Genomic DNA, 20,572 nt, shown 5'->3' with positions numbered 1-20,572 from the left:
ATTGATCGTGTAAGAGGTTAGGAAATAATATTATTATATATTGAAAATATTTTTTCGACCTTATTTAGGGTATCGTTTATTGCTTGATTTTCTCTTTCGAGAATATCCGGATTACGGATTAACCAGTCGGCGGGACGGTGGTGACTATATTCGGGGAATTGAGTAGGTAAGCAGCGAAAATAAGCTTCAGCCTGTTTTACCTGACGCAAAGACCCATCTGCTTCTCGCAGCTTTTCTGGTGTAATCTTGTGATCGTTTTCTAATTTATAGGCATTATTAATTATTTCGCAAAATAATTCCGGATGAATAATGTCTTCAATATCAGCTTCTGAGCGATCAAGAAGCTCTGAAACTGTATAAAACCGTTCTCCTGTAAGTATTTCACTCCGTCTTATACGTTCGATTTTACCTTTTTCTCCTTGCCCTTGATCAGAAAGTACCGCGACATTTAGATGATTGCCATGAAACAATGAGACAAATGGTTTAATATTATCGATACCACCAGCAGGACACATGATCCATTTTGGGCTCAGGCCCTTGCGTCCTCGTCGTTCGAGCTCGTTCGAGAATGCCTGCAAATACAGAATGTCAGATGGCCCTTCAACGAGAAGACTATTTTCCCCCATGAATAGAGACTGCGTCACCGAATATCCCAGCGCGCCTTGAAGTGGAAATAAAGTATCCTTATCGGTACTCATTACGTCTTCAGTTATTTTAGTGCCTAGGGATTCTGGACGTGTAGAGTCAATTAATTTAACAACATCTTCAACAACACGACAATCTGCCAAACGCCTTGGTGGGACCATGAAAGGAGAATGAGTGGAATAGATCACTTGGTGGGATGGTAGGAGCTCTTTTTCGATGTAGCGGAGTAAGTCCTCCTGTGCTTTTCCGTGAAGCGTAAGGCCGGGCTCGTCAAGCAGAATAATCACATTGTCTGTCTGACGACGCATCATTGCAAACTGAACGAGAAATGAGAAGAACCAAACAAATCCCGCGCTTCGCTCTGAAAACGGAACACTTGCCCTATGAAGCTTGTTGTATACACGAGCCCGTGCAACCGCGCCTGCATTGAAGGGAGCCGGGTCTTCCGGACGTCCTTCGTTTAAATGGACTTGGACTTCGAGATATTTATTTTGCGACCAATATTGAAAAATCTGATCGGTTATATCTGCAGATGCGGCCTCACACTTAGCGTTCAGTTCTTCATACCGAGGCGATCGAGTCAATTCTTCAAGATTAGTCCCTGCAAGGCGTAAGAAATTCATGAATATCTCGTCACCAGGATCAACGCGATGATGTTGCTGATCCTGAAAAATCTTCTGTGCGGACAATTGGCCGCTCATTCGATCATAGTGAGAGGTATAGAAAAATGTTGGGACAAGGTCCGAAATAAGGTCAATGCCTCGCGCGAATACAGAATGGTTCCTATATTCTTCAAATTGTTTTGAAAGAGCTTTCAGTTTCTCAGATGTTCCACCTTGTTCTTTTACCAAATGAATTAGCTCTGTTACGGTTGTCGCTTTTTCGACAACTTTTTTTTCAACTGCATTTAAGCGCTGCGCTACGATAGCGTGTTCTATAGCTAGATGTTCATTTATTGGTAATGACCAAGTTGTACCTTCCTGATTGTAATACTTGCTGATTTTTATCTCTTGCGATATTACTGCTTCCCCACCAAATTCGTCCGCAAGGATCTGAAAAGCCGTTTCCGATATTTCCCACCAAGTTTCGACCACTACTGCATCCGTATCGGGATGACGTTCTTTATAACGAGTAGCAAAGCGTCGCGGGTAGTCTTGTGTTACATCAAATGTTGTTTGCGCTTCACCGAAAGGGCGGATCGACTGGAGAGCGGTCAAAGTTGCTGTTTTTCCGGCCTCATTTTTTCCCACAAGGCAACATAATTCACCTATGGAAATTTTACCTGTATCAAGAATTGACTTGAAATTTTGAATGCGAATGTGAGTTAGTTTCATATTATATTCCATCTTTAATAATCTCTAAATTCTAAAATAAATCACAAAACGGCCAATCATCAAGGCCCCGCAATCTTTGATATTGGATTTCGAAAAAAGATGGAAATGAAGGGAGTTTTTCCAGAATTTACGGGCTCATTTGTAAAGCGGGAAGCTGACTTTTCAGGTTTTTATCGAAAGCCGACTTTTTATCTGTTTTCCAGAGTGAATATGACTGTAATCTCTTGTGAGTATCTTGATATATTTGTGGTTATGTAGGAAATACTGCTTCGATACAGATATTGAGCGTATCTGCATGCACAATTTTGTCTTCATCAAAAACGCTACTCTGTTTTGATGGCAAATGACCGTTTTTGATGAGCATACCTAAATTTGGGCTTTCTAATTCAACATAACCCGGAACGGGTGGACGTAATTGAGTTCGTTCAGAACCTTGCCGGCGATGGCCGCAAACTGCTCCGGCGTGGAGGTCTTCAGGACGTCCGGGTCGCGGATGGGCTTGAAGGCCTCGGTCAGCCCCATGTCGATGTGGGAGCCGGGCAGGAAGGTTGTTGACCCTTTCCGCATGGAGCCGATCGGTTCGACCCGTGCCCCGTCCACGACCGGCCTTTCGTGGCGCATGTGGCCCGCCCATTCATAGACGTCCTGAAAGATATGCCGATGAATGGCCTTCAGGTGGTCGGCATCGAAAGAGCCGGATGGCCCCATTCCAAGCCGGATTTCCAGAATCCTGTGGCTGGTGCGGCGGTATTCTTCAGGGTGAAGTTCGGAATGGCGGCGAAGGCCGATCCGGTTCCGCAGGACGTCTGTCTGGTCCGGATCGTCGCAGACGTTCGGGTAGGTGTAACCGTGGACGGGAGGCATCGACGCGTCAGAGGGCGGGATTCAGTCTCCGCCCCAGTTCAGCAAGGTCGATCTGCCCCGCAACGAACGACTGGCAGGCATCCTCGATAAGGGGATCATGCGTGTAGCCCTGCCGTCTCTGGGCCGCGAGAGTCCACTCGACCGCGTCCTGGCGGCGCGCGCGCTCTTCATCCGAAAGAGCGGAAAAAGGCGTCGGAGCGAAGAGGGTTTTGGCTGAACTCATAAGAAGAAAATAGCGGTTTTTGCCCGGAATGGCAAGGTTTTCCGGTGGTTCGTGGCCGTTCTGAAGATGTGTTTCAAGGCGAGATTTTTTGCGTTCAGTCGCAGAACACAGCGGCAGGATGCTCGCATGACGAAAAGCCTTTCCCCTCTCGATAGCCGCCCGAAGCACCTGACCGGTCCGCGCCTGTCTCTTGCCCTGTTCCGGATCGGATGGTCCGAGCGTCAGGCCGCCGAGAAATGCGATATGCACAGAAACCAGTTCCGGCGCTGCCTGGAGGGCACGTCCTCACTTCCGGCTGATCTGTCCCTGTGGCTGCTGGATCTGGAAGCGGCTCATCTGGCCCATCCCTGTCCCCGGCAACGTAAGGCCGATCCTATTCTCGCCGAGATCCGCAAAGCCGGGTGACATTGCCCGCGAAGTGGTAGGTTCCGGTGTCTCCACGTCCAGGCTCAGGGGATATGAAAAAGGCAGCCCGGAGGCTGCCTGATCGTCATCAGTCGTGGTGATGGCGAATTAGTTGTGGGGATACATGAATCCCTGTGTGCCATCAGACATCACGGCGGGGACACAACGCGCTTTTGGGTCGGCTGCGGCCGCATAAGGTTTGACCAGCGTGGCTTTCACCCATGCAGGCTTAAAATCAATCCGCAGCGTGGGGAGATAACCGTTTACTGGTGAGGCCCCGGTCTTGATTGCCATTTGTGCGCCAGCAAGGCCTGCATCGCTCGCTGTGTCGGACGGTGCTGATTTGAATAGCGCGGGATGGTTGAAATCCATCGCCTCTTCGTCGGTCTGGTTGATAGCCATGCATGTGTAGCCTGGCAGAACTTTGATGGGGTGTTTGCCCGCAGCATGGGCAGAGGACAGGCTGGCTAGTGCCAGACTGAAGGCCGCAAAAGTGAAAGCTTTAGTCATCAACATATGATCCCTCTATCTTTTACGAGAGTACAGAGGCGTTTGCCCCGGTGCCCATTTTGTTTGCGGTAGCCTGTTTCCATTGGCCCACGGTCTCTCCCGCCGATATGCCGTTTTGCGCAAGTTTGTCCGAAGAAAAACTGGTCAGAATATCGCTCATGGGCATATCGTCCGAAGCAGTAGCAATCTGCTTTCCGGCTGAAGGTCCGAAGTTATAATAGCCTCGTGTGTCTAGCGCGGTAGGATTGGTGACGCCTGCCGCCTGAAGGGACAGGGCGGCATCCTTTAGATATTGTGCGGCTGCAACGGCTTGCGTAGCAGGATCTTGCTGACCTGCTGTTCCAGACGTAATGCTGGTTGCTAACCCCGGATTATCCGCAAGGGCTTTGCTCATCTCTTGGGAATATGTGCCATTCGACATCTGGAAGGCACCAGTAATCGTGTTTCCTGAACTATTCGCCGTATGGACATTTTGGCAGCCGGACTCCACTTGGCATGTCGCGGCCAAGGCAGCGGGGTTTACACCGATGGAGGAGGCATTGTCGGCGGCCTGATAGCCCCACGCTTTACTATAAAGCGTTTGCAGTGAGTCTGACCCCGTCGAGACCGGCTGAGTGGTCTGGATGACCTTGCCGTCTCCGCCGATCTGCTGGACGGTCCCGGCCGGTACCGTAAAGTTCGGCAGGCCGACTTCCGGATAGACGACATGCGGGACTTCCGGCAGGCCGTTAGGCACTTCGATCGACTGCGCCTGGCACGAACCGCTGAGGCCAAGTCCGGCTGAGAGAGCCAGACCTGTAATCAGGAAGGATTGTTTGACGGGGGGCGGCATTGGGCACTCCTGTGTTGGGGTGCTCAGTATCCGTCTGTCGTCTGCGACTTTGAGGGCTGTTTGAAACGCTGCCTGATGGCGCGAGGTGGTGTGTCCGAAACGGACACACCTAAATGAGGTGATCGAGGATAATTCCGAAGACGGTTCCCCCGACGATCATGGTGGCGAACCATCCGGCCCGCTTGCTGATTTCGTCCCTTCGAACCCGGGTGCCCGCCATCACGATCTGGGCCTTCATGCTCTCGGCGATTTCGCCTTTGACCGTACCAAGGACTTCCGCGACCTTTGCCTTGACGGTCTTTTCGTCAATCTTCTGAAGCTGGCGAGAGGCTGCCACGCCTTCATGAAGAGCACGCCTGACCTCAATTACCTCCTCCGTTGCCGAGCGTGTGCATTGATCCAGCAGGCTTTCACACTTCGCGACACACTGCTCCATCCGCTTCTCGGCCTCCTGAAACAGCGCTCTGTGCGCTGCTTCAGAGTGTTCGCGATCCTTGAGGAGGAGGGCCTGATGAAGATTGTTCATCTCCATCAGAATCATGAGGCCATCCAGAACCTTGGCCTCAGGTGAACGCGGCCGAAGCGTCCACCGATGCGTCTGCTCACGGAGCGCATCCAGTGAGCTTTCAAATCTGGCCTGACAGTCGGAAATCCTCTGGGTAAGGCCGTCAGACATTACACGTCACTTTCGGCCGGAACAGGGAGGCCCTTAGGCATATTCGGCAGACGAGGCTCGCCTAGCTCCCGCAGGAAGACCGGGAAGTCACGGCGGTACCAACGGTCAATCGCGAGCCGGTCAAAGATTGAGGTGGTCGGGAACCCGTCCTTTTGTTCGCCCTCGGCATAGGCGCGGAATGTGAGCGTTCGGTCACAGACGTCTTTCATGGGCTCGGCAGCCGGATAGAGGACGAGCTTTGCGCCGTTGTCCATGGCTTCGACAACCGCAGGGTGAATGGCAACCTCTTCAAAGACGTCATCCACGTCCAGGGAAGGAGGAATAAGGCCTTCGTTGAGAATGACTGCGGCGTTCCGGGGAGAGAACTTCTTGTTGGTTTGGAGGTCTTCCAGATAATCGAGATCTGCGCGTTCATGGCCGATGAGGAACGCCACTGAGAGCGTGATGCCCATCATGTCGAGGGCGCGTGTCAGTGATTCCGTGCTGATTAACTCATGCAGCGCTGTCCATCCGCCGCCGATGTCGAGAATGGCGTCATGGCGACTTTCCATGAGAGACTGGATCTTTTCTTCCAGCCATTTCCGCTGACGTTTCGTGTCACCGCCTGTGGGGCTTTTCGCATCATGGAAACTGGAAATGGAGTGCGACCGGTTCAGCAGATCGGTGTTCCAGATTTCGGGTGTGCCGCCCTGCTCGTGGATTGTCTGGGCGAGAGCATTAAGCAGGGTCGTCTTCCCGACCCGCTGACGGCCAATGATCGTAAAAATAACCGGCTTGCGCTTGGGGGCGGCTGCCTTCTGGTCGGCAGCGCCTGTGGGGGCTTTGGCGGCAATATCCTTGGTCATGGATGGTCGGCTCCTGATGAGGCAGCCCCCTCACTGTGAGATGGGCTTCTCTTCCTCTTTCAGACGCCATAGTGCCGGGCCATTCTGCGACTTAACTCCGCCGCTCAGAAAAAAATCAGTCTGGCGTGAGCCTTCTTTTCTCTTCTCTGCGCGCCCGGAGCTTTGCCCGGATGTGTTCCAGAGACTGGCGACCCTCAGCAGAAATGTTCGTATGCGGGTCCGCGTTTCTGGAGGACGGTGACGTTACGGCGGCCGAAATGGCGGGCACCTGTGGCGTGGCGGCAGGTGGCGGCGCGACGGGTCTTTCCTCACGTTCCGCGTAATACTCTTCCACAGCGGCAGGCCGCCAGTCTGCCGGGGTTCGGCTCGGCGGTTCTGGCGTCTGATCGGGTGCGTCGTTTGCCGGTTTTCCGACTGTGATTTTCTCTCGCTCGCTCTTGAGGCGTGACCACATTTTTCTGATGGCCCCAAGTCCAACCGGAGAGAGTTCGACCTCCACACCATCCTTTTTCGCGGCTTCGGCGATCATCTCCCAGGTGGCGATTTTCGCCTCGCGAAGTTCAGACACGATGTCCTGATTTTTTCTGAGCCACTGATAGACGGCTTTCGAGTGCGGTTGAGCAGGGCGTGTCTTGTGTGCCTCCTGAATCTCTCTCAGTGCCTTGGACATGATCACTTTCGCCCCCGCTTTGTGTCCGTTCTGGACACACCTCGCACTCTGAACCGTTTTCACGGCCTCTGGTGCGTCGGACCTCTTTCGCAGGCGAGGCATCTCCGTGTCAAGTTCGAGGCATCATGGAGGCATCTACGAGGCGTCTCCGAAGCCATTTCGAGGCTAGTACGAGGCGACTGCAAGGCGGGATTGAGAATTGACGAGGCAACTATGAGGCAAAGAAAAGAGCTTCTTCATAGACCATTGCACCGTTGGTGCGGGCGGATGCGCCGTGCGGGCTTGAAAGGGCGTCGGAACTAACGACGCCCTTTGCTGCTCCCAGAGCGCGAGAGGCCGTCTATTTCAGGCATCTCAGTCGCATAAAGACCCAGCACGATGGCGGCCGAAAGAGGAAGAGAAGCCTACCTCACAGTGAGGGGGCTGCCTCATCAGGAGCCGACCATCCATGACCAAGGACAGGGATACCGAAGCGGGAGCTGTCGCCGCAGAGGCAGTTCATGATGCTGCCCGTACCACCGAGTTTATGTTTCAAAACCACTGTTTGGAGGGCGTGGTTCACGAAGGAAAACTATGGCTCCGTGCTAGCCAGGTTTGCATGGTACTGGGGCTCTCGAATTCACGCGATGCGATGCTGCGGCTGGATGATGACGAGCACACTTCAATGAAGATGATGACCCATGGAGGTTTGCAGACGGTCAACGCGGTTAGCAGAAGCGGTGCCCTTCACCTCACCTTTGTTTCTCGCTGTCCTCACGCAAAGGCCTTTCGTCGATGGGTTACAGACGCGGTCTTGCCGGAAGTTTTCGAGACAGGTTCCTACCTCGGCAAAGACCGTTCTCAGGCCGGTGTTGAGGGAGCCGAGATGATGCGGCTTCGAGAGAGGCTCCGACTGCCAGGCCGGTATATGGTTCTGAACCTGCCGGGGCGGCCTCTTCACATCGAAGCGCGAGATCTGGAAGAAATTCTTGTCGAGGTTGATCAGGCCGATGTGCAGGCGTTGGTGAGTTCTGCTCAACTGGTCGGATCCCTGTGGCGAAACTTCCGAACCGAGGACGTCATCATGAACAAGGCCGTGACCGAAAATTCCTGCGGCCAACAGCTTGATCAGGCCATCTCTCTGAGCACTCGACTAGCGCAATGGGTCATGCAGGCGGCAACAACCGCACAGAAGGAGAGGGAACGGCCTGACGCTTTGACGAAATGATCTCAGTCGCATGAGGGCTTTCTATCCTGCCAGCATGACAGATCAGACCCAGACCCCCGACCGCGCTCCCGAGACCGATATTACGGACCGGGAGCTTCTTCAGCATCTCATCACCCGCTCTGACGAGCAGGGGGAAGAGATCCGGTTCATCAGCGAAAAGCTGAGTATCCTCATTGAGCTTCTGACCCCCTCGGAGAAGGGGGACGGCCCGACACTGGACGACATTCTCGCGCGCCTGGTCGAGCTGATGAAGGATCAGGAGCCGGTCATCAGGCGCATCGACCATACGACCGCCCGCAACAATGACCTGCTTGAAGGCCGCAAGGTTCGCACGAAAGCAGAGGACGGCCGCCCGTCATGATGACCTTCCGCAAGATCTCGGCGGAGTGCAACGGCCGGTTCGTCGCCGCCTACTTCACCGAGGGCGCGCCGGATCCGGAGCACGATTTTCGCACGGATACCGGCAAGGTGCCTGACGGCGACGGTCAGCGCCTCACGAACTACTACCTCGGCCGGGATGGCAGGGCGTCGTTCAATCCGGGCATGAGTCAGAAGATGGCCGATGTGCTTGGCGTGGATCGGCGGGCCATGCCGACGACCGAAACACTTGCGGCCCTGTTCGAAGGCAAGCGCGCCGACAATGGCGAGCAATGGTCTCAGGCCAAGCGGAAGATCAGCGCCTACGACCTGACCATGGCCCCGCACAAATCGGTCACTCTGGCTGCCGAGTTTGCGCCAACACAGGCCGAAGGAGCCGCGATCTGGAACGCAGTGCAGCGGGCCAACGACGCGACCATGCAGTATGTGGCCCGTGAGCTGGGCTTTGCCCGACGCGGCCATGGTGGGGAAGACGGAGAAGAGGCCGGGGAAGTCGCCTGGACGTCCTACCGGCACCGCACGTCTCGACCGACCCTGACCCTGCATGATGCCGAGACCGATACAACCTACCTGCGCGAGGCTCCGACCGGGGGCGATCCGCAGATGCACATCCATAATTCGCTCTACAATGTCGTTGTCACCGACAGCGGCCATGTAGGCTCGCTGGACACGAAGCGCCTGCGGTCCCGCGTCCACGAGTTCGGAGCCTTCTTCCAGGCGGAGCTGGCGGATGAGCTGCGCAAACTCGGGATTGCGCAGTCCTACGACGCCAAAGAGCAGGCGACTGTTATTTCCGCTGTTCCGCAGGAGGCCTGTGACGCCTTCTCCAGCCGCACGGCCGAGGTGACGCGGGCCGCGCGAGCCTATGCCGAGAAAGAAGGTCATGACTGGAACGCCATGACCGCCGAGCTGAAGAACAAGATGCTCAAGGCCGCCAGTCTGGCGCACCGGCAGAAGAAGAATGAATCCGCCGACGACGTTCAGGCCTGGCGCGAGCGCGCCGCCGAGATCGGGTGGGAGCATCACAGCGTTCTCGATACAGCCGAAGCTCCTGCACTCTCGGTCGCGGAGCGACACGAGCAGGCCTATGCGTTTGCGGCCAAGCATCTCGGCAAGGAGTTCGAGACGGCTGCCGTGCTCGATCACGACAAACTGCGGATGTACGCGGCACGCGGCCTCATCGGTGCGGGGATCTCAGGTGGCATTGAGGACATTGACCAGGTCGTCAAACTGATCGAGGACAAGGGGCTTGAGGTCCGGGGCGAGCAGGTCAGCCTCGTGTCCTGCATGAAGAATGATCGGGTCCGCGTGACCAATACGGCCCAGATCCGGGTCGAAGAGACGCTCGCCAAAGAAGCCGTAAGGGCCTCGGCGGATCGCAGCGCTTCCCTTTCGGATGCCCAACTCACAGAGGCCATCGAGCGCTGCGACCTCGATTTTGACAACGAGCACGGCCAATCCCAGAAGGCGGCAATCTATGCCCTGGGGAAGGCCGGAAAGATCTCGATGCTCACGGGCGTTGCCGGCTCCGGTAAGACAACGCTGCTTAAGCCGCTTGTGGATGCCTGGAAGCGCGATACCCGGTTTTCGGAGAAGGGCCGTGAGATGATCGGCCTTGCGACGGCCTGGCGTCAGGCCGATGCGCTTGGCGATGCCGGCATTCATCAGCGCTACGCCATGATGCCGTTCCTGAGCCGCCTGGAGAAAGGCGAGCAGACGGTGGACGAGAACACGGTGCTGGTCATTGACGAGGTCGGGCAGATCGCACCGCGCCAGATGCTTCAGCTTCTGGAGCTGCAACGCGCGAGCGGCTGTACCATCAAGGCCTTGGGTGATCGGGAGCAGGCACAGTCCATTGAGGCCGGTGATACCGTCGAGATCCTGCGCAGGGTTCTGGCCAAGGAGGACATGCCGGAGCTGCTCTCCACGGTCCGCCAGACGACCGCCCGCAATCGTGAGATTGCCGGACTGTTTCGTGGCGAGAAGCCCGATGCGGATGCGCTGGAAGCGCTTCGACCCAAAGGGAAGGCCGCCTACGCCAACCGGGACGAGGAGAACTCGGACGATCCCCGCAACGCCTTTCACCTCGAAGAGGTGCGCCGTGCGATCGACATGAAGCGTGAGGATGGCACGATCCGATTGGTCGGCGGCGACCAGGACGAAGTGCTGCAACAGATTGCCGAGCTGTATGTCACACGCCGCGACGCCCTGGCCGCGTCCGGCTCAACGCGTGGCATCAGCATGTCGGCCCTGACCAATCAGGACGCGGCCGATCTCAGCCGCGCCGTGCGCAGGATCCTGCAGGAGCGTGGCGAAATCTCCCGCGATGAGGTCAAGCTCGATGCGGTCGATCAGCGCGGCGAGGCCTACGAGCTTCAGGTGGCGGCCGGAGACAGACTGCGCCTTTTCCGGCGCACCTGGGGGGCGGTCGAAGGGAAAGGGACCACCGTTGGCAACAATGGCGATGTCGTGGAGGTTGTCTCGCACGGCAAGGACGGCCTGCGCGTCCGGATGAAGGATGGTCGGGAGGCAGATGTTGAGTGGCGTCGGCTGAAGGACCACAAGACCGGCCGGATCCTGCTTGGCTTCGGTCATGCCATGACCATTGATGCCGCCCAGGGCCTCACGTCTGACGAGCATATCAACGCGCTCCCGCGAGGTGTCGCGACGGCAACCGGGTTCACGTCCTACGTGGCGGAGAGCCGCGCCAAAGGCACGACCTGGACCATGATCTCAGACGGCGCGACATTTGAGGCCGTGCGCAACGGGCGCGCGCTCGGTGATACGACGGAGATCACCAGTGACGATCTGTGGAACCATGTGGCCAAGGGCATGTCCAACAAGCCTTATAAGGCGCTTGGCATGGATCTGCCTTTTACGTCCCAGGAGGAACGGGAGAAGCACGTTCAGGAACTGATCCGTCTCGGCAAGATGCAGGAGGAGATGGCGCAGGAGGGCCGGGACTACGGGCGCGAGGTCGCGGACCGGGTTCAGGCGATTACCTTAGAAAAGACGGCGCGGCCGAGACTGAAAGATCTTGACCGTCAGATTGAGGAGCTTCTGGCAGCCAGTGCTTCTGTTGCGTCTCAAGAAGAGCGCGACTTGCGCGCAAGACGGGTAATGAAGCTTTCGGAGCATCTCTCTCCTTCCGGCTAAGCTTGGGAATGCTTTCAAGCCTGACGAAAAGACGCCCCAAACACTTGAAATGACCTCACATAGAACAGAAGTGGAACTATGGGAGCTCGTTCCGAAGCTCAAAAACTTTGCGGTAGAGAGATGTGTTATGGTTGCGATGAATGAGCTCCGGCCCCTCCTGGATAGCATGGTTGATCAGGGTATTCAGCGATGCGTTTTTCCCTACGAGAGAAATGGTGTACATTTCTCGGTAGTATTCACTAGAGAATCCGGAAAAAACAACAAACCCTTAGCCCTACTTTTTGGGGCTACCGGTGTAAACCCGTTTGCATTTATATTTTACGGGACGTTAAATCTTCATTTTGACGCTTTTCTGGACAATGAAGAATATAGAAGGCTGTGCAATTATTTGGGTTTGCGTTATGACCCTGCTATGCCGTTTTCTACCTCTGCCTTTTTACAAAATTTTGCTGCTAGTGGGCAGATACCGAATGGCGCGAACCCTTTAGTAGTCCCTGATCCTCATCAAGTACCCGCACCTGCACGTTTTGTTGAGGATGCTGAGCGGCCATATTTTCATGGGTGGAGACAACTACCAGTCAATCAACAAGTAACCGATGGTAATTATAGGCGGACTCTGTTTTCTTTTGGATTGGCCTACGCCGATTATTGCAGGCAGCAGCGTATCTCCTCTTGCTGGACTGCAATAGAAAGAGATGCCCAAAGAGCTGTGGCGCCTGGAGGCTTTCCTGGTTAATGGCTTTTTGAGAAGGGCGAGGTGAATACTCGCCCCAATCCGGATGGCCTCATCATGTTTGGTGTCCGCGGACAGTAAACCGTTGGTCTCCGGATAAAGCTGCCACAGCGGATCAGGGCTGCTTTGTTTTGGCTATTATGGCTGGATCGCTGGGGACAATGCGAGCCTTTCGAAGCGTTCTGCATTGCTCTTAAGTCGTCTTGCGCAGATCGACGTTACGCCTGAAGGCGCTCCCCAATTTTGCGGAAAGATGCCAGTATCTCTTTTTCGTTCGCCCCCTTCGCTCCGGACGTATTGGCTGGAAGGACCCTGATCTGATCGCGCGTCGCCAGCACCAGCACAGCACGACGACGAGGCGTCCGCCCCGTCCTGCTCCCAACCAGGCGCTCCAGTTGCTCGACCTTCCCCAGAAAGGCCCCATCCATGGGCTGCGCAGGCACAAGGCTTTCATCCTTGTTATCGTCGCGATGGAAGCGGCCCCAGGCCAGCATCCCGGCAAACGGCGTGCTTCCGTCCGCCTGTACCTGTGTCGTCGCCGTCCGCAGGTAAGACGCGATTTCCGTCAGGTGCGTACTGACATCGCCCATGAGGGCCTTGCTGTCCCGATGGTTTTCATTCGCGATCTTGCCGATCAGGGCCTTGACCTCTGGCGGGAGGTTCGAGCTGCCGGTCTCGATCTGGAAGTCTCCATTCTCCAGCGTTTCGACAATGCCCCATGTCTCGGCGTCCGGATCCACACCATGCCCGGACTTGGGAGAGGGGAGCATGACCGGACGGGCGCGGCGGACCTCGCCGGAGCGTCCATTGATGTCGGCAAAGAAGGTCTTGGAATGAATGACGCGGCCGCCGAACATCGTCACGGCCTCACCTTCGATCAGGCTTTGCAAATCGTTCCAGGGCAGACGGGAAACTTCGCGGACCTCAGCCCCTGAGCCGTTGTAATAGCCGTAGCCATCATTCTCCACGCGGGTGGCCTGTGTCACCTCAACCTTGTCGGCCTGCTGTTCCAGCCATTCACGGGTCTTCATGGCATCCTGAAGCCGGAGCGCATGGGTAAGGTTGGCATTGCCAAGAAGCGAGAAGGCCTTTTCGCCAATCCGGGCCGTCAGGCCGGGCAGATCCTGAAACGAGATCCAGAACATGCAGTTCAGGCCACGGCCCATGGCGAGCATCCGGTCCATGCCGTCCGTTACATAGGCGGCCAACTCATCGAAGAAGATCTGGAACGGCGCATCGCCGGCACCGGCCTTCAGCTTGAACACTTCGCTGGCAGAGCCGTGCAGCTTGGCCCCGAGAAGCTGGGCCATGACGCCGCGCAGCGAGGCCACGACGATCTTGCCCAGGCCCGCCAGACTGTCTGATGAGTTTTCCAGCGATGGCAGGATGACGATCAGGATGCGGCGGTTCAGGACCACATCGCGCATGATGATGTCGGCCGTCTCCGCACTGAAGATATGCCCCAAACTCACGCCAAGCTGGGTGAAGACGCGCGAGAAATACATCTTGGCATAGCCGTGCTGCTCGGACGGTCTATTTTCCTTCTGGGCGTTCCACTCCAGAGAGGAATCATAACCGGGCAGCTCGCCGAGGTAGGCCTGAAGTGGCCAGAGCACATCGTCCGGAATATCCTCGACCCTGCGCTCGATGGCCTGATTGGAACCGGGATTGCGAATGAGGAAGACCTTGTGCCGGGCGAGGGTGCCGATCCAGCGCAGGTCGGTCGCATAGCGGATGGCGTCGATATTGATGGGGATGCCGTGCGTGTCGCGCATCCAGACGAGGGCCGGAACCACTGTGCCGATGAGGCCGACAGCGCGGTCGCGGAACACGCCATTGGAATCATTGGCCGGCTGTTCGCCAAGCTGGCTGACCAGCATTTCGCGAATGGCGTCCGCATTCCCGGTGGCAAACGGGTTGAAGGTGTTGGAATCCCGGGTGCCGGAGGCGGCGAGGAAGTTCAGCGCCAGCACCTGGTCATCGAGCCCAAACCGCCTTGCGAGGGCCAGCACATCGCCGTAGACCGTGTTGTCGCCCTTGGCGTCCACGAGGATGCAGCCGGAGCCATGGGCCAGGGCGTTCGTCATCAGGGAGACAATGGCCGTGGTCTTGCCTGATCCGGTGGTGCCCGGAATGGCCGCGTGCTGACGGGCCGCGTCAGAGGACATCCAGAGCTGGCGTCGGGTGCGGGCTTCCGTGCCGAGATAGAGAATGCCGTTGGCCTGACGGGCCTTGCGATCTTTGGGATTGAGATCGTTCGCATCCTTCAGCCCGCTGTAACGCGGCATGTGGAGCGGGAGGCGCTCAGGACGGAGGACCACCCAAGCCGCGACGGCCGGGGCCGCGAGGATCAGCGCGCCATCTATCGCGGGCACGAACCAGCCCAGACCGACCCCGACGAAGCCAAGCCATCCGGCCAGAGGGGAACGCAGCTCTTCCTTCGTTTTCGTCCAGAACGGGCGGGTATCGCGGTATGTCTTTCCCCGCTCGACCTGCTGATGGCCAAGGGGGGCACCAATCTTGCGAGCCGTCATGGCCTCAGTGCTCCAGACCGAATGGCGAACCGGCCTGCGCGGGCGCGGGTGCCGGGGATGGCATTTCCAGATGGGCGGGCTGATGCAGCGCCTTCAGGATCTGTTGTGGTGCCGTGGGTGCCGCAGCTTGCGGCTGAGTCTCCAGCGGGCCGCTGGAGGGCAACGGCGGAAGAGGTGCGGATTCCGGCATGGTGGGAGCCGACGCGTGCAGGCCCCCAAAAGTGTACAACAGACCGGCACAGACGGCGGCTGTTGCGGCAACCGGCAGGAAGCGGCGGATCCGGCCAGGTGCGACGGCCTGAGTTCCAGCCGGGACGATCTCGGCCTGAACGGCCGCGGGTGGCAGGGCTTGCGGAAAATGGAGATGGATCGGGGCCGTGTTTCCCTCCTCGATGTCGAGCGTGAGGGGAGCGTTCTGGCCGTGCTGGAGAATGATGCGGGTCATGAAACTGTCTTCCAAGTGGAGCGGAGCGTGGAGAGGGCGCGATCAAGCACCGGGATGTAGAGGGGGCGACGCAGACGCTGTTCCTCGGACCAGTGGGCACGGGCGCCAGCGGCTTCGATCCGGGGATTGGGATGCACGTCTTCGTTCGGGTTTTCACTGGGGTAGCCCAGAGAGTGCAGGGCGTACCAAAGCGGCCGGTCGATGAGCTTGATGATGGCGAAGGCGGGCGGCGCCAGCACACCAGCCTCAAAGCGGGCATCGCACAGAAGCGTCATAAGGGCGGTCGTGGTCCACCCGTGACGGTTACAGCTCTGCGCGATCGTGGCCTGCACATCGGGATCTGCAAGGAAGTCCTGCGCGTTCTTCAGGACCGCTGCGGGCACCTTCAGGCTGACCTTCGGGCCGGTATCGCCATCAAGTCCTGCGTCAGTCAGACCTTCTGACAGTTGCCCGAGCAGGGTCATGGCCTCATCGCGACGCTTGAGTTTGTGCAGCGCAAAGGCCGCAAAGAGCACCTGGGCCGCAGGTGGGGCCGCGCCCGGACCGGCCGTTGTGTAGCGCGGGCCGAGCTGACGCTCGAAGGCTTCCTGCGCGCAGACCTCACTGAAACTACCATCGGCGGCCGTGGCAAAGCGGCTGCGCCATTCGTCAGCCGTCAGGGCCGGGTCGGCCGGAAGAGGTGCCCCGTTAGAAGGCGCAACCAGCCGGGTGATGCGGCGCTTGGCGAACCCGCGCAGGGTCGGAAACATTTTTGCCTGCACGGCAATCAGGCCTTCGAGATCAAGGACAGCCCGCAGCGCCTTGTTCTCCCCGAAGAAGAGACACAGACCTGCGCAGATCCCGCCGACCAGGACTGCAACCCACCGGAGCTGCAGACCGACGATGGACAGGCCGTAATAGAGCTGGATCAGGCGAATGGACGCCGGATGGTGCAGGGCCTGATGAAGCTGGAGATTCAGACGCGCCAGCTCAGGCGTGCGCGGCAGGATGCCGATCTGCCAGATCAGGGCCTTGCAGTAAAAGCGGCTGATCTCGGTGTGGAAGGTTGACCAGACCATATAGGCCAGGACAACGCTGCCGAGCAGCGCAACACCGGCCAGCATCAGGGTAATCTCGCCTGACGAGCGCGAGCCTGAGGACCGCGAAGCTGTGCCGCTCATGCCGGGTCTCCTTGATGGCTGGTTCGGATCAGAGTCTGGGAAATCTCGTAAAAGCGCTTCAGATAGGCCGTGCCAAAGCGGGGCGTGTGGGAGTGATAGCCCGCGACGGCCTGCCAGAGATCACCTTGGGCCTTGGCCATTTCCTGCCCGAGGATCCAGCCGCCCGCTTCGAGATTGGCGCAGGAGTTATTCCGCAAGGCCGCGTAGGCACGGGACGGGGTAGTGTGCCAGTGCCGCGCAATCTCGGGGACGTGGATCGTATTGACCTGCATGGGGCCGAGATCGGACGTCCCGTTCGTATTCTGCACGGCCTGTCCGGGATGACCGCCTTCGACATAGAGCAGGACCAGCATGACGCCTGCTGGCACATGCGCGTTATGGGCTGACTCTTTGAGGCAGGCTGCGATCTGGCGTCCGCCATCGTCCTCGGCCAAGGCAGCCGGGGCTGCCATGAGGGCCGCGAGGGCCAACGGAAAGAAAACTCGGGTTTTCATGCGGCTTGCTCCTTCTGGACGGAGACCGGCTGAAGACGTGCCATGCTCGCCTGCCAGAGGCCGTTCAGATCGCACAGGTTGATCTGCCTGTTCTGAACCGGGAGGGCATCCAGCACGTCGAGCAGACAGAGCAGGACCGTCACGGCAGACTGCGCGTCATGGTTGAGGACGGTCACGCCGAGGGCGGCTTCAGGATCATCGACCAGCTTCAACCCAAAGCCGTGCCGAGTCATTTCAAACCAGAGCGCCTCGGCAGTAATCAGGAACGCTGGCAGGAAACCGCTGCTGGACGCCGCGACCGTACTGGCGCAGGGGGTTGAGTTGGTGGCATCGCTCAGAATGACGCCGAGGCCCTTGCGGTCGATGGCCCGGACCAGAACGTCCGACAGGAGCGTGACGGCAGGAGAGGGGGTCATCCGTAGCGCCTCCGCTTCCAGGTCGGCCGCCCGGACCGGACGGGGCCGGTGATGAGGCGACGGACAGTTCTGAGGGCAGCGGGCAGCGTCAGACCAAAGAAGCTGATCGTTGCAAACAGGGCGGTGCCCAGAACGCCGATATACAGCGTCGTCCAGCTCCAGTACGTGACCGTTACAAGGAGCGGGAGACAGGCCCGGCCATCAAGGATAGCCAGACGGACAGGTTGTGCGGTTGCGCGCCACATCAGGCGTCTCTCCTCCAGGCATCGTTGGCCGTCTTTTCAGTAATCAGCCCCTCTTCCAGGGCTTTGCGGATAGCGACGGCGTAGCTCTGACCGTCGCTCTCGATGGCCTGCGCCACGAGGTCGGGCCAAAGCTCGCTTTCGGTTCGCATGAGCTGACGGCGCAGATCCTGATGAAAGGTCAGGAACTCGCGCACAGCCACACGGCCCCCGCCGACCCGTTCCAGAAGACGCTGGTTGATGACGAAACGCAGGGACTGAGCCAGAGCACTCACGAGGTTGTCGCGTTCGGCCCGTGGGCAGAGCGCAATGGAACGCTGGATCATGAGCGGGCCGTTATCGGCATGAATGGTGGTCGAGAGCTTCCCGCCCGTAATGGCGCAGTTGATGGCCGCTTCCATGGTGGGGCCGTCACGACATTCGCCAAGGACCAGATCCGAGTTTTCACGGCGCATGGAGCCCTCGACAAACAGGGGCGGTGTGAGATTGGGCGGACGGATCTCGGTCTGGGTGATCCGGTTGCCATTCGGCGGCTTGAGGCTATCGAAAAGGAACTCGATTGGCTGCTCGCCTGTGGAAATGTTGCACGAGACGGTCGGATCCATCAGCCGCTCGTGGATCAGCCCGAACTGCAACGTGGTCTTGCCCGATCCGGTCGATCCTCCCGTGAGCACCATGCCGCTTCTCAGCAGGTTGGTATCGCGGATCTCCTGCTCGACCCGCTGCTCATCCAGACTGGCTGGAAGGGTCGGGATGGGCCGAAAGACCAGATTCATGCCCGGGCCACGCATGGTCTGCACGGGAAAGATGTTGATCCGAAAGCGCAGGGACTCACGGCGGTTGAGCGTGACGCTATAGGCCGTATCGAGCTGAAGGCTGATCAGGACACGCGGCGAGCCGTCTGCACCATAGACGTGATCCACGATCTGCTTGAGATCCAGCGATGTCGTGGGGTCCATGGTGGCGTAGCGGTTGCGGCCATGAACCGTCAGCGTGGCGCGATGACCGGTCAGCAGGTCGATCCGCGACGCGCCGAGGCCATGCGCCCATTTCAGGAAGTCATCGAGACCGGGCGCGTTCTTCCGGGCTTCAGCGACCCAGGGACACTCGCGCTTCGCCCGTTCGTGCGCCCAGGTGTCAGCGTCACGCAGCTTGAGGACTGCGCTCATCGGCAGTCCTCCGGATAGGCAACGCGGCTGCGGGCCTGAAGACCAGGCTGCCCGGTGATGCGGATCACGCGGTCGCCAAGATGCAGACTGTCCCCGCCGCCCACGGCCTGTCGGTTCTCGAACACCACGCGCGGCTCTTCGACACGACCGGCCCGCAGAAGGACGCGGTAGCGGGCCATGCCGGTGATGTCGCGCTGAAGGCGCGAGAGATCGGCCAGGTAGATCTCATCCGCTACCTTTTCTCCGGAGGCCCAGCCTTCGGCCACCCAGTCGTTCCAGTGCCGCACTTCCTTGTCGGTGTGTGGCAAAGCAGATGAGGCCGGATGACGCGGCCTGTTCCAGGAGCGGACCAGATAGGTGCGCCAGTTCGGAGCGGCAGAGGTGAGCTGTGCCTCACGGGTAATCTCGAAGACACAGCGGCTTTCATGGGCGATGGTGCCGGTGTCGTTCAGAGCGAAGGCCATCTGCGCCTGACTGACGATAGGGGGCTGCATCAGCGTCTGGCCATCACCGACCGGCAGGACGAAGGGGCGGAAATCGAACGTCGTGTCGAGGATGGGCTCGTTGTGGCGTAGCATTTCGTTGATGGCGAAAGACCGCGCGGCCTGTCCGCCCTGTGCGCCGTAGGTCAGTGCAGCCTGCCGGATCTGCTCGCGTCGGCCCGGCTTGAGGTCATCGCCTGCTTCATCGTTCGGCCGCGCGTCCTGCAAGGCTTCAAGAGACGGCGGGGCCTCGCCGCCTGTGATGCGGTCGAGCTGAAGCGCGCCCGTGACCGGGGTGTTGGCCGGATTGCCCAGGGCCTCATCATTGGCGTTGACCTGATCCGCGCCTGGTTCAGGCGGGTTGGGCATGGAGACGAGCGTTCCGCTCCGGGCTGGCGGAGGAAGAGTGCTTGTGGACGGCATGATGGTGCCGTTGTCGGCCGCACCTGCGAGGGCGGGAAATGCGAGGAAGGCAGCCGTTGCGAGGCCGCAGAGCAGGGCGCGATCAGCCATGGTACGTCACCGAGATTGCGTGGGAGAGGGGATCGACAGAGACGGTGGCCTGATCTCCCGCCTGCTCGCCGAGCGTGCGCAGGTGGTCAATCACGGGGGCTACGGCATTGATCTGGACAATCACCTTCCGATGCGTGCCAAACGCGGTCACGCTGTAGCCGATGTCCTTGCCGAGTTTCCGCACGGCAGGCTCAAGCGGGCCTTGCCAGACAAACCAGACCTGTCGCTTGAGGTCAGCCGGAAGGCCGGGGTCCGGTGTCATGGGCGGCGGGGTAGGGCGCAATGTGCCGAGCTGGGCCAGATCCGCGTCGGTCGTGGCGATGGCGCGTTGCAGCGCAAGCTCGGGATTGGCCATGCCTGTTGTCGCGACAGGCTCGGGCGGCTTGGTGGCGCAGGCCGAGAGGGCCAGCAGAAGAACGGGTGTCAGAAGGTAGTGGTGTCGCATGGATCCCTCCAGATGTTGGAAGGATCATCGCGAGCCTATCTGCGACTTTCAGAAAAAAACCTTACGGCGGTTCATCGCCATTCAGGGATGAGTCTTGTTTACCCCGTTTTTTTTGTGTTGCTTTTGTTGAACATATGTTTGACAAACATTTCTAGTAAGTCGGTCCGATAGAGAAGATACGCGAGTGCCAGTGA

22 protein-coding genes are annotated in these 20,572 nt (G+C 58.5%); 5 read left to right on the top strand and 17 right to left on the bottom strand.

Annotation, left to right across the window (positions count from 1 at the left end; all coding sequences use genetic code 11):
* Positions 1 to 17: 17 nt before the first annotated feature.
* The 3 genes from JK208_RS13755 to JK208_RS15935 all read right to left on the bottom strand — a co-directional run bounded on the left by JK208_RS13755 (position 18) and on the right by JK208_RS15935 (position 3,066).
* Entirely contained in the window at positions 18 to 1,979 is a 1,962-nt protein-coding gene (locus tag JK208_RS13755; RefSeq protein ID WP_211576443.1) for an AAA family ATPase, read from the bottom strand.
* Positions 1,980 to 2,360: 381 nt separating this feature from the next.
* The gene (locus tag JK208_RS13750) at positions 2,361 to 2,843 is read right to left on the bottom strand and encodes a Fic family protein (RefSeq protein WP_211576442.1); all 483 of its coding nucleotides are present in this window, start codon (positions 2,841 to 2,843) and stop codon (positions 2,361 to 2,363) included.
* Between the two features lie 7 nt (positions 2,844 to 2,850).
* Positions 2,851 to 3,066, bottom strand: a complete 216-nt coding sequence (locus tag JK208_RS15935) for an antitoxin VbhA family protein (RefSeq protein WP_063905511.1) — start codon at positions 3,064 to 3,066, stop codon at positions 2,851 to 2,853.
* A 126-nt stretch (positions 3,067 to 3,192) separates the two neighbouring features.
* On the opposite strand from JK208_RS15935, the gene JK208_RS15930 reads away from it, so the two are divergent.
* Positions 3,193 to 3,471: a hypothetical protein gene (locus JK208_RS15930; protein WP_228119316.1), complete on the top strand. Its 279-nt coding sequence runs from the start codon at positions 3,193 to 3,195 to the stop codon at positions 3,469 to 3,471.
* Between the two features lie 108 nt (positions 3,472 to 3,579).
* On the opposite strand, the gene JK208_RS13740 is transcribed toward JK208_RS15930, so the two are convergent.
* From JK208_RS13740 to JK208_RS13720, 5 genes are all read right to left on the bottom strand, one after another.
* Positions 3,580 to 3,981, bottom strand: a complete 402-nt coding sequence (locus JK208_RS13740) for a hypothetical protein (protein ID WP_077804241.1) — start codon at positions 3,979 to 3,981, stop codon at positions 3,580 to 3,582.
* Positions 3,982 to 4,003: 22 nt separating this feature from the next.
* A complete protein-coding gene (locus tag JK208_RS13735) occupies positions 4,004 to 4,813 on the bottom strand; it encodes a hypothetical protein (protein ID WP_077804181.1) in 810 nt (269 codons plus the stop codon).
* Between the two features lie 109 nt (positions 4,814 to 4,922).
* A complete protein-coding gene (locus tag JK208_RS13730; protein ID WP_077804182.1) occupies positions 4,923 to 5,489 on the bottom strand; it encodes a hypothetical protein in 567 nt (188 codons plus the stop codon).
* Positions 5,489 to 6,334: a hypothetical protein gene (locus tag JK208_RS13725; protein WP_077804183.1), complete on the bottom strand. Its 846-nt coding sequence runs from the start codon at positions 6,332 to 6,334 to the stop codon at positions 5,489 to 5,491. Before JK208_RS13725 ends, JK208_RS13730 begins: the two co-directional genes overlap by 1 nt.
* A 115-nt stretch (positions 6,335 to 6,449) precedes the next feature.
* On the bottom strand, positions 6,450 to 7,004 hold the full coding sequence (locus tag JK208_RS13720; protein WP_149026844.1) for a hypothetical protein: 555 nt from the start codon (positions 7,002 to 7,004) through the stop codon (positions 6,450 to 6,452).
* Between the two features lie 448 nt (positions 7,005 to 7,452).
* Here JK208_RS13720 and JK208_RS13715 point away from each other — a divergent pair, with 448 nt between their 5' ends.
* The 4 genes from JK208_RS13715 to JK208_RS13700 are packed head-to-tail and all read left to right on the top strand — an operon-like array spanning position 7,453 to position 12,481.
* Positions 7,453 to 8,211, top strand: coding sequence for a Bro-N domain-containing protein (locus tag JK208_RS13715; protein ID WP_077804185.1), 759 nt, complete (start codon positions 7,453 to 7,455; stop codon positions 8,209 to 8,211).
* A 10-nt stretch (positions 8,212 to 8,221) separates the two neighbouring features.
* Positions 8,222 to 8,572 carry a hypothetical protein gene (locus tag JK208_RS13710; RefSeq protein ID WP_077804186.1) on the top strand — a complete coding sequence of 117 codons (351 nt, stop codon included), beginning with the start codon at positions 8,222 to 8,224 and terminating at the stop codon, positions 8,570 to 8,572.
* The gene (gene mobF, locus JK208_RS13705; protein ID WP_211576441.1) at positions 8,569 to 11,745 is read left to right on the top strand and encodes a MobF family relaxase; all 3,177 of its coding nucleotides are present in this window, start codon (positions 8,569 to 8,571) and stop codon (positions 11,743 to 11,745) included. Before JK208_RS13710 ends, mobF begins: the two co-directional genes overlap by 4 nt.
* Before the next feature lie 49 nt (positions 11,746 to 11,794).
* Positions 11,795 to 12,481 carry a DUF6037 family protein gene (locus JK208_RS13700; RefSeq protein ID WP_328750176.1) on the top strand — a complete coding sequence of 229 codons (687 nt, stop codon included), beginning with the start codon at positions 11,795 to 11,797 and terminating at the stop codon, positions 12,479 to 12,481.
* 215 nt (positions 12,482 to 12,696) lie between these two features.
* Here JK208_RS13700 and JK208_RS13695 read toward each other — a convergent pair whose 3' ends face one another.
* Genes JK208_RS13695 through JK208_RS13655 form a run of 9 tightly spaced genes read right to left on the bottom strand, consistent with a single transcriptional unit; the run spans position 12,697 to position 20,378 of the window.
* The gene (locus tag JK208_RS13695) at positions 12,697 to 15,012 is read right to left on the bottom strand and encodes a type IV secretory system conjugative DNA transfer family protein (protein ID WP_211576440.1); all 2,316 of its coding nucleotides are present in this window, start codon (positions 15,010 to 15,012) and stop codon (positions 12,697 to 12,699) included.
* A 4-nt stretch (positions 15,013 to 15,016) separates the two neighbouring features.
* Complete coding sequence (locus JK208_RS13690; RefSeq protein WP_077804191.1) at positions 15,017 to 15,457, bottom strand: hypothetical protein; 441 nt, start codon at positions 15,455 to 15,457, stop codon at positions 15,017 to 15,019.
* Positions 15,454 to 16,617: a hypothetical protein gene (locus tag JK208_RS13685; RefSeq protein ID WP_077804192.1), complete on the bottom strand. Its 1,164-nt coding sequence runs from the start codon at positions 16,615 to 16,617 to the stop codon at positions 15,454 to 15,456. Before JK208_RS13685 ends, JK208_RS13690 begins: the two co-directional genes overlap by 4 nt.
* Positions 16,614 to 17,111, bottom strand: coding sequence for a lytic transglycosylase domain-containing protein (locus tag JK208_RS13680; RefSeq protein WP_194268054.1), 498 nt, complete (start codon positions 17,109 to 17,111; stop codon positions 16,614 to 16,616). Before JK208_RS13680 ends, JK208_RS13685 begins: the two co-directional genes overlap by 4 nt.
* On the bottom strand, positions 17,108 to 17,527 hold the full coding sequence (locus JK208_RS13675) for a hypothetical protein (RefSeq protein WP_194268053.1): 420 nt from the start codon (positions 17,525 to 17,527) through the stop codon (positions 17,108 to 17,110). The genes JK208_RS13680 and JK208_RS13675 overlap by 4 nt, the downstream gene beginning before the upstream one ends.
* Complete coding sequence (gene icmT, locus JK208_RS13670) at positions 17,524 to 17,772, bottom strand: IcmT/TraK family protein (protein ID WP_064273037.1); 249 nt, start codon at positions 17,770 to 17,772, stop codon at positions 17,524 to 17,526. The genes JK208_RS13675 and icmT overlap by 4 nt, the downstream gene beginning before the upstream one ends.
* On the bottom strand, positions 17,772 to 18,938 hold the full coding sequence (locus tag JK208_RS13665) for a type IV pilus twitching motility protein PilT (protein ID WP_194268052.1): 1,167 nt from the start codon (positions 18,936 to 18,938) through the stop codon (positions 17,772 to 17,774). The genes icmT and JK208_RS13665 overlap by 1 nt, the downstream gene beginning before the upstream one ends.
* The gene (locus tag JK208_RS13660; protein ID WP_194268051.1) at positions 18,935 to 19,933 is read right to left on the bottom strand and encodes a type IV secretory system conjugative DNA transfer family protein; all 999 of its coding nucleotides are present in this window, start codon (positions 19,931 to 19,933) and stop codon (positions 18,935 to 18,937) included. The genes JK208_RS13665 and JK208_RS13660 overlap by 4 nt, the downstream gene beginning before the upstream one ends.
* Positions 19,926 to 20,378, bottom strand: coding sequence for a DotD/TraH family lipoprotein (locus JK208_RS13655; RefSeq protein ID WP_194268050.1), 453 nt, complete (start codon positions 20,376 to 20,378; stop codon positions 19,926 to 19,928). The genes JK208_RS13660 and JK208_RS13655 overlap by 8 nt, the downstream gene beginning before the upstream one ends.
* Positions 20,379 to 20,572: the final 194 nt, after the last annotated feature.

This window comes from Gluconobacter sp. Dm-74 (genome assembly GCF_018256135.1).
Lineage (GTDB): Bacteria > Pseudomonadota > Alphaproteobacteria > Acetobacterales > Acetobacteraceae > Gluconobacter > Gluconobacter cadivus.
Note: the sequence above shows the minus strand (reverse complement) of the source record. Positions and strands in the feature narration are given on the sequence as shown.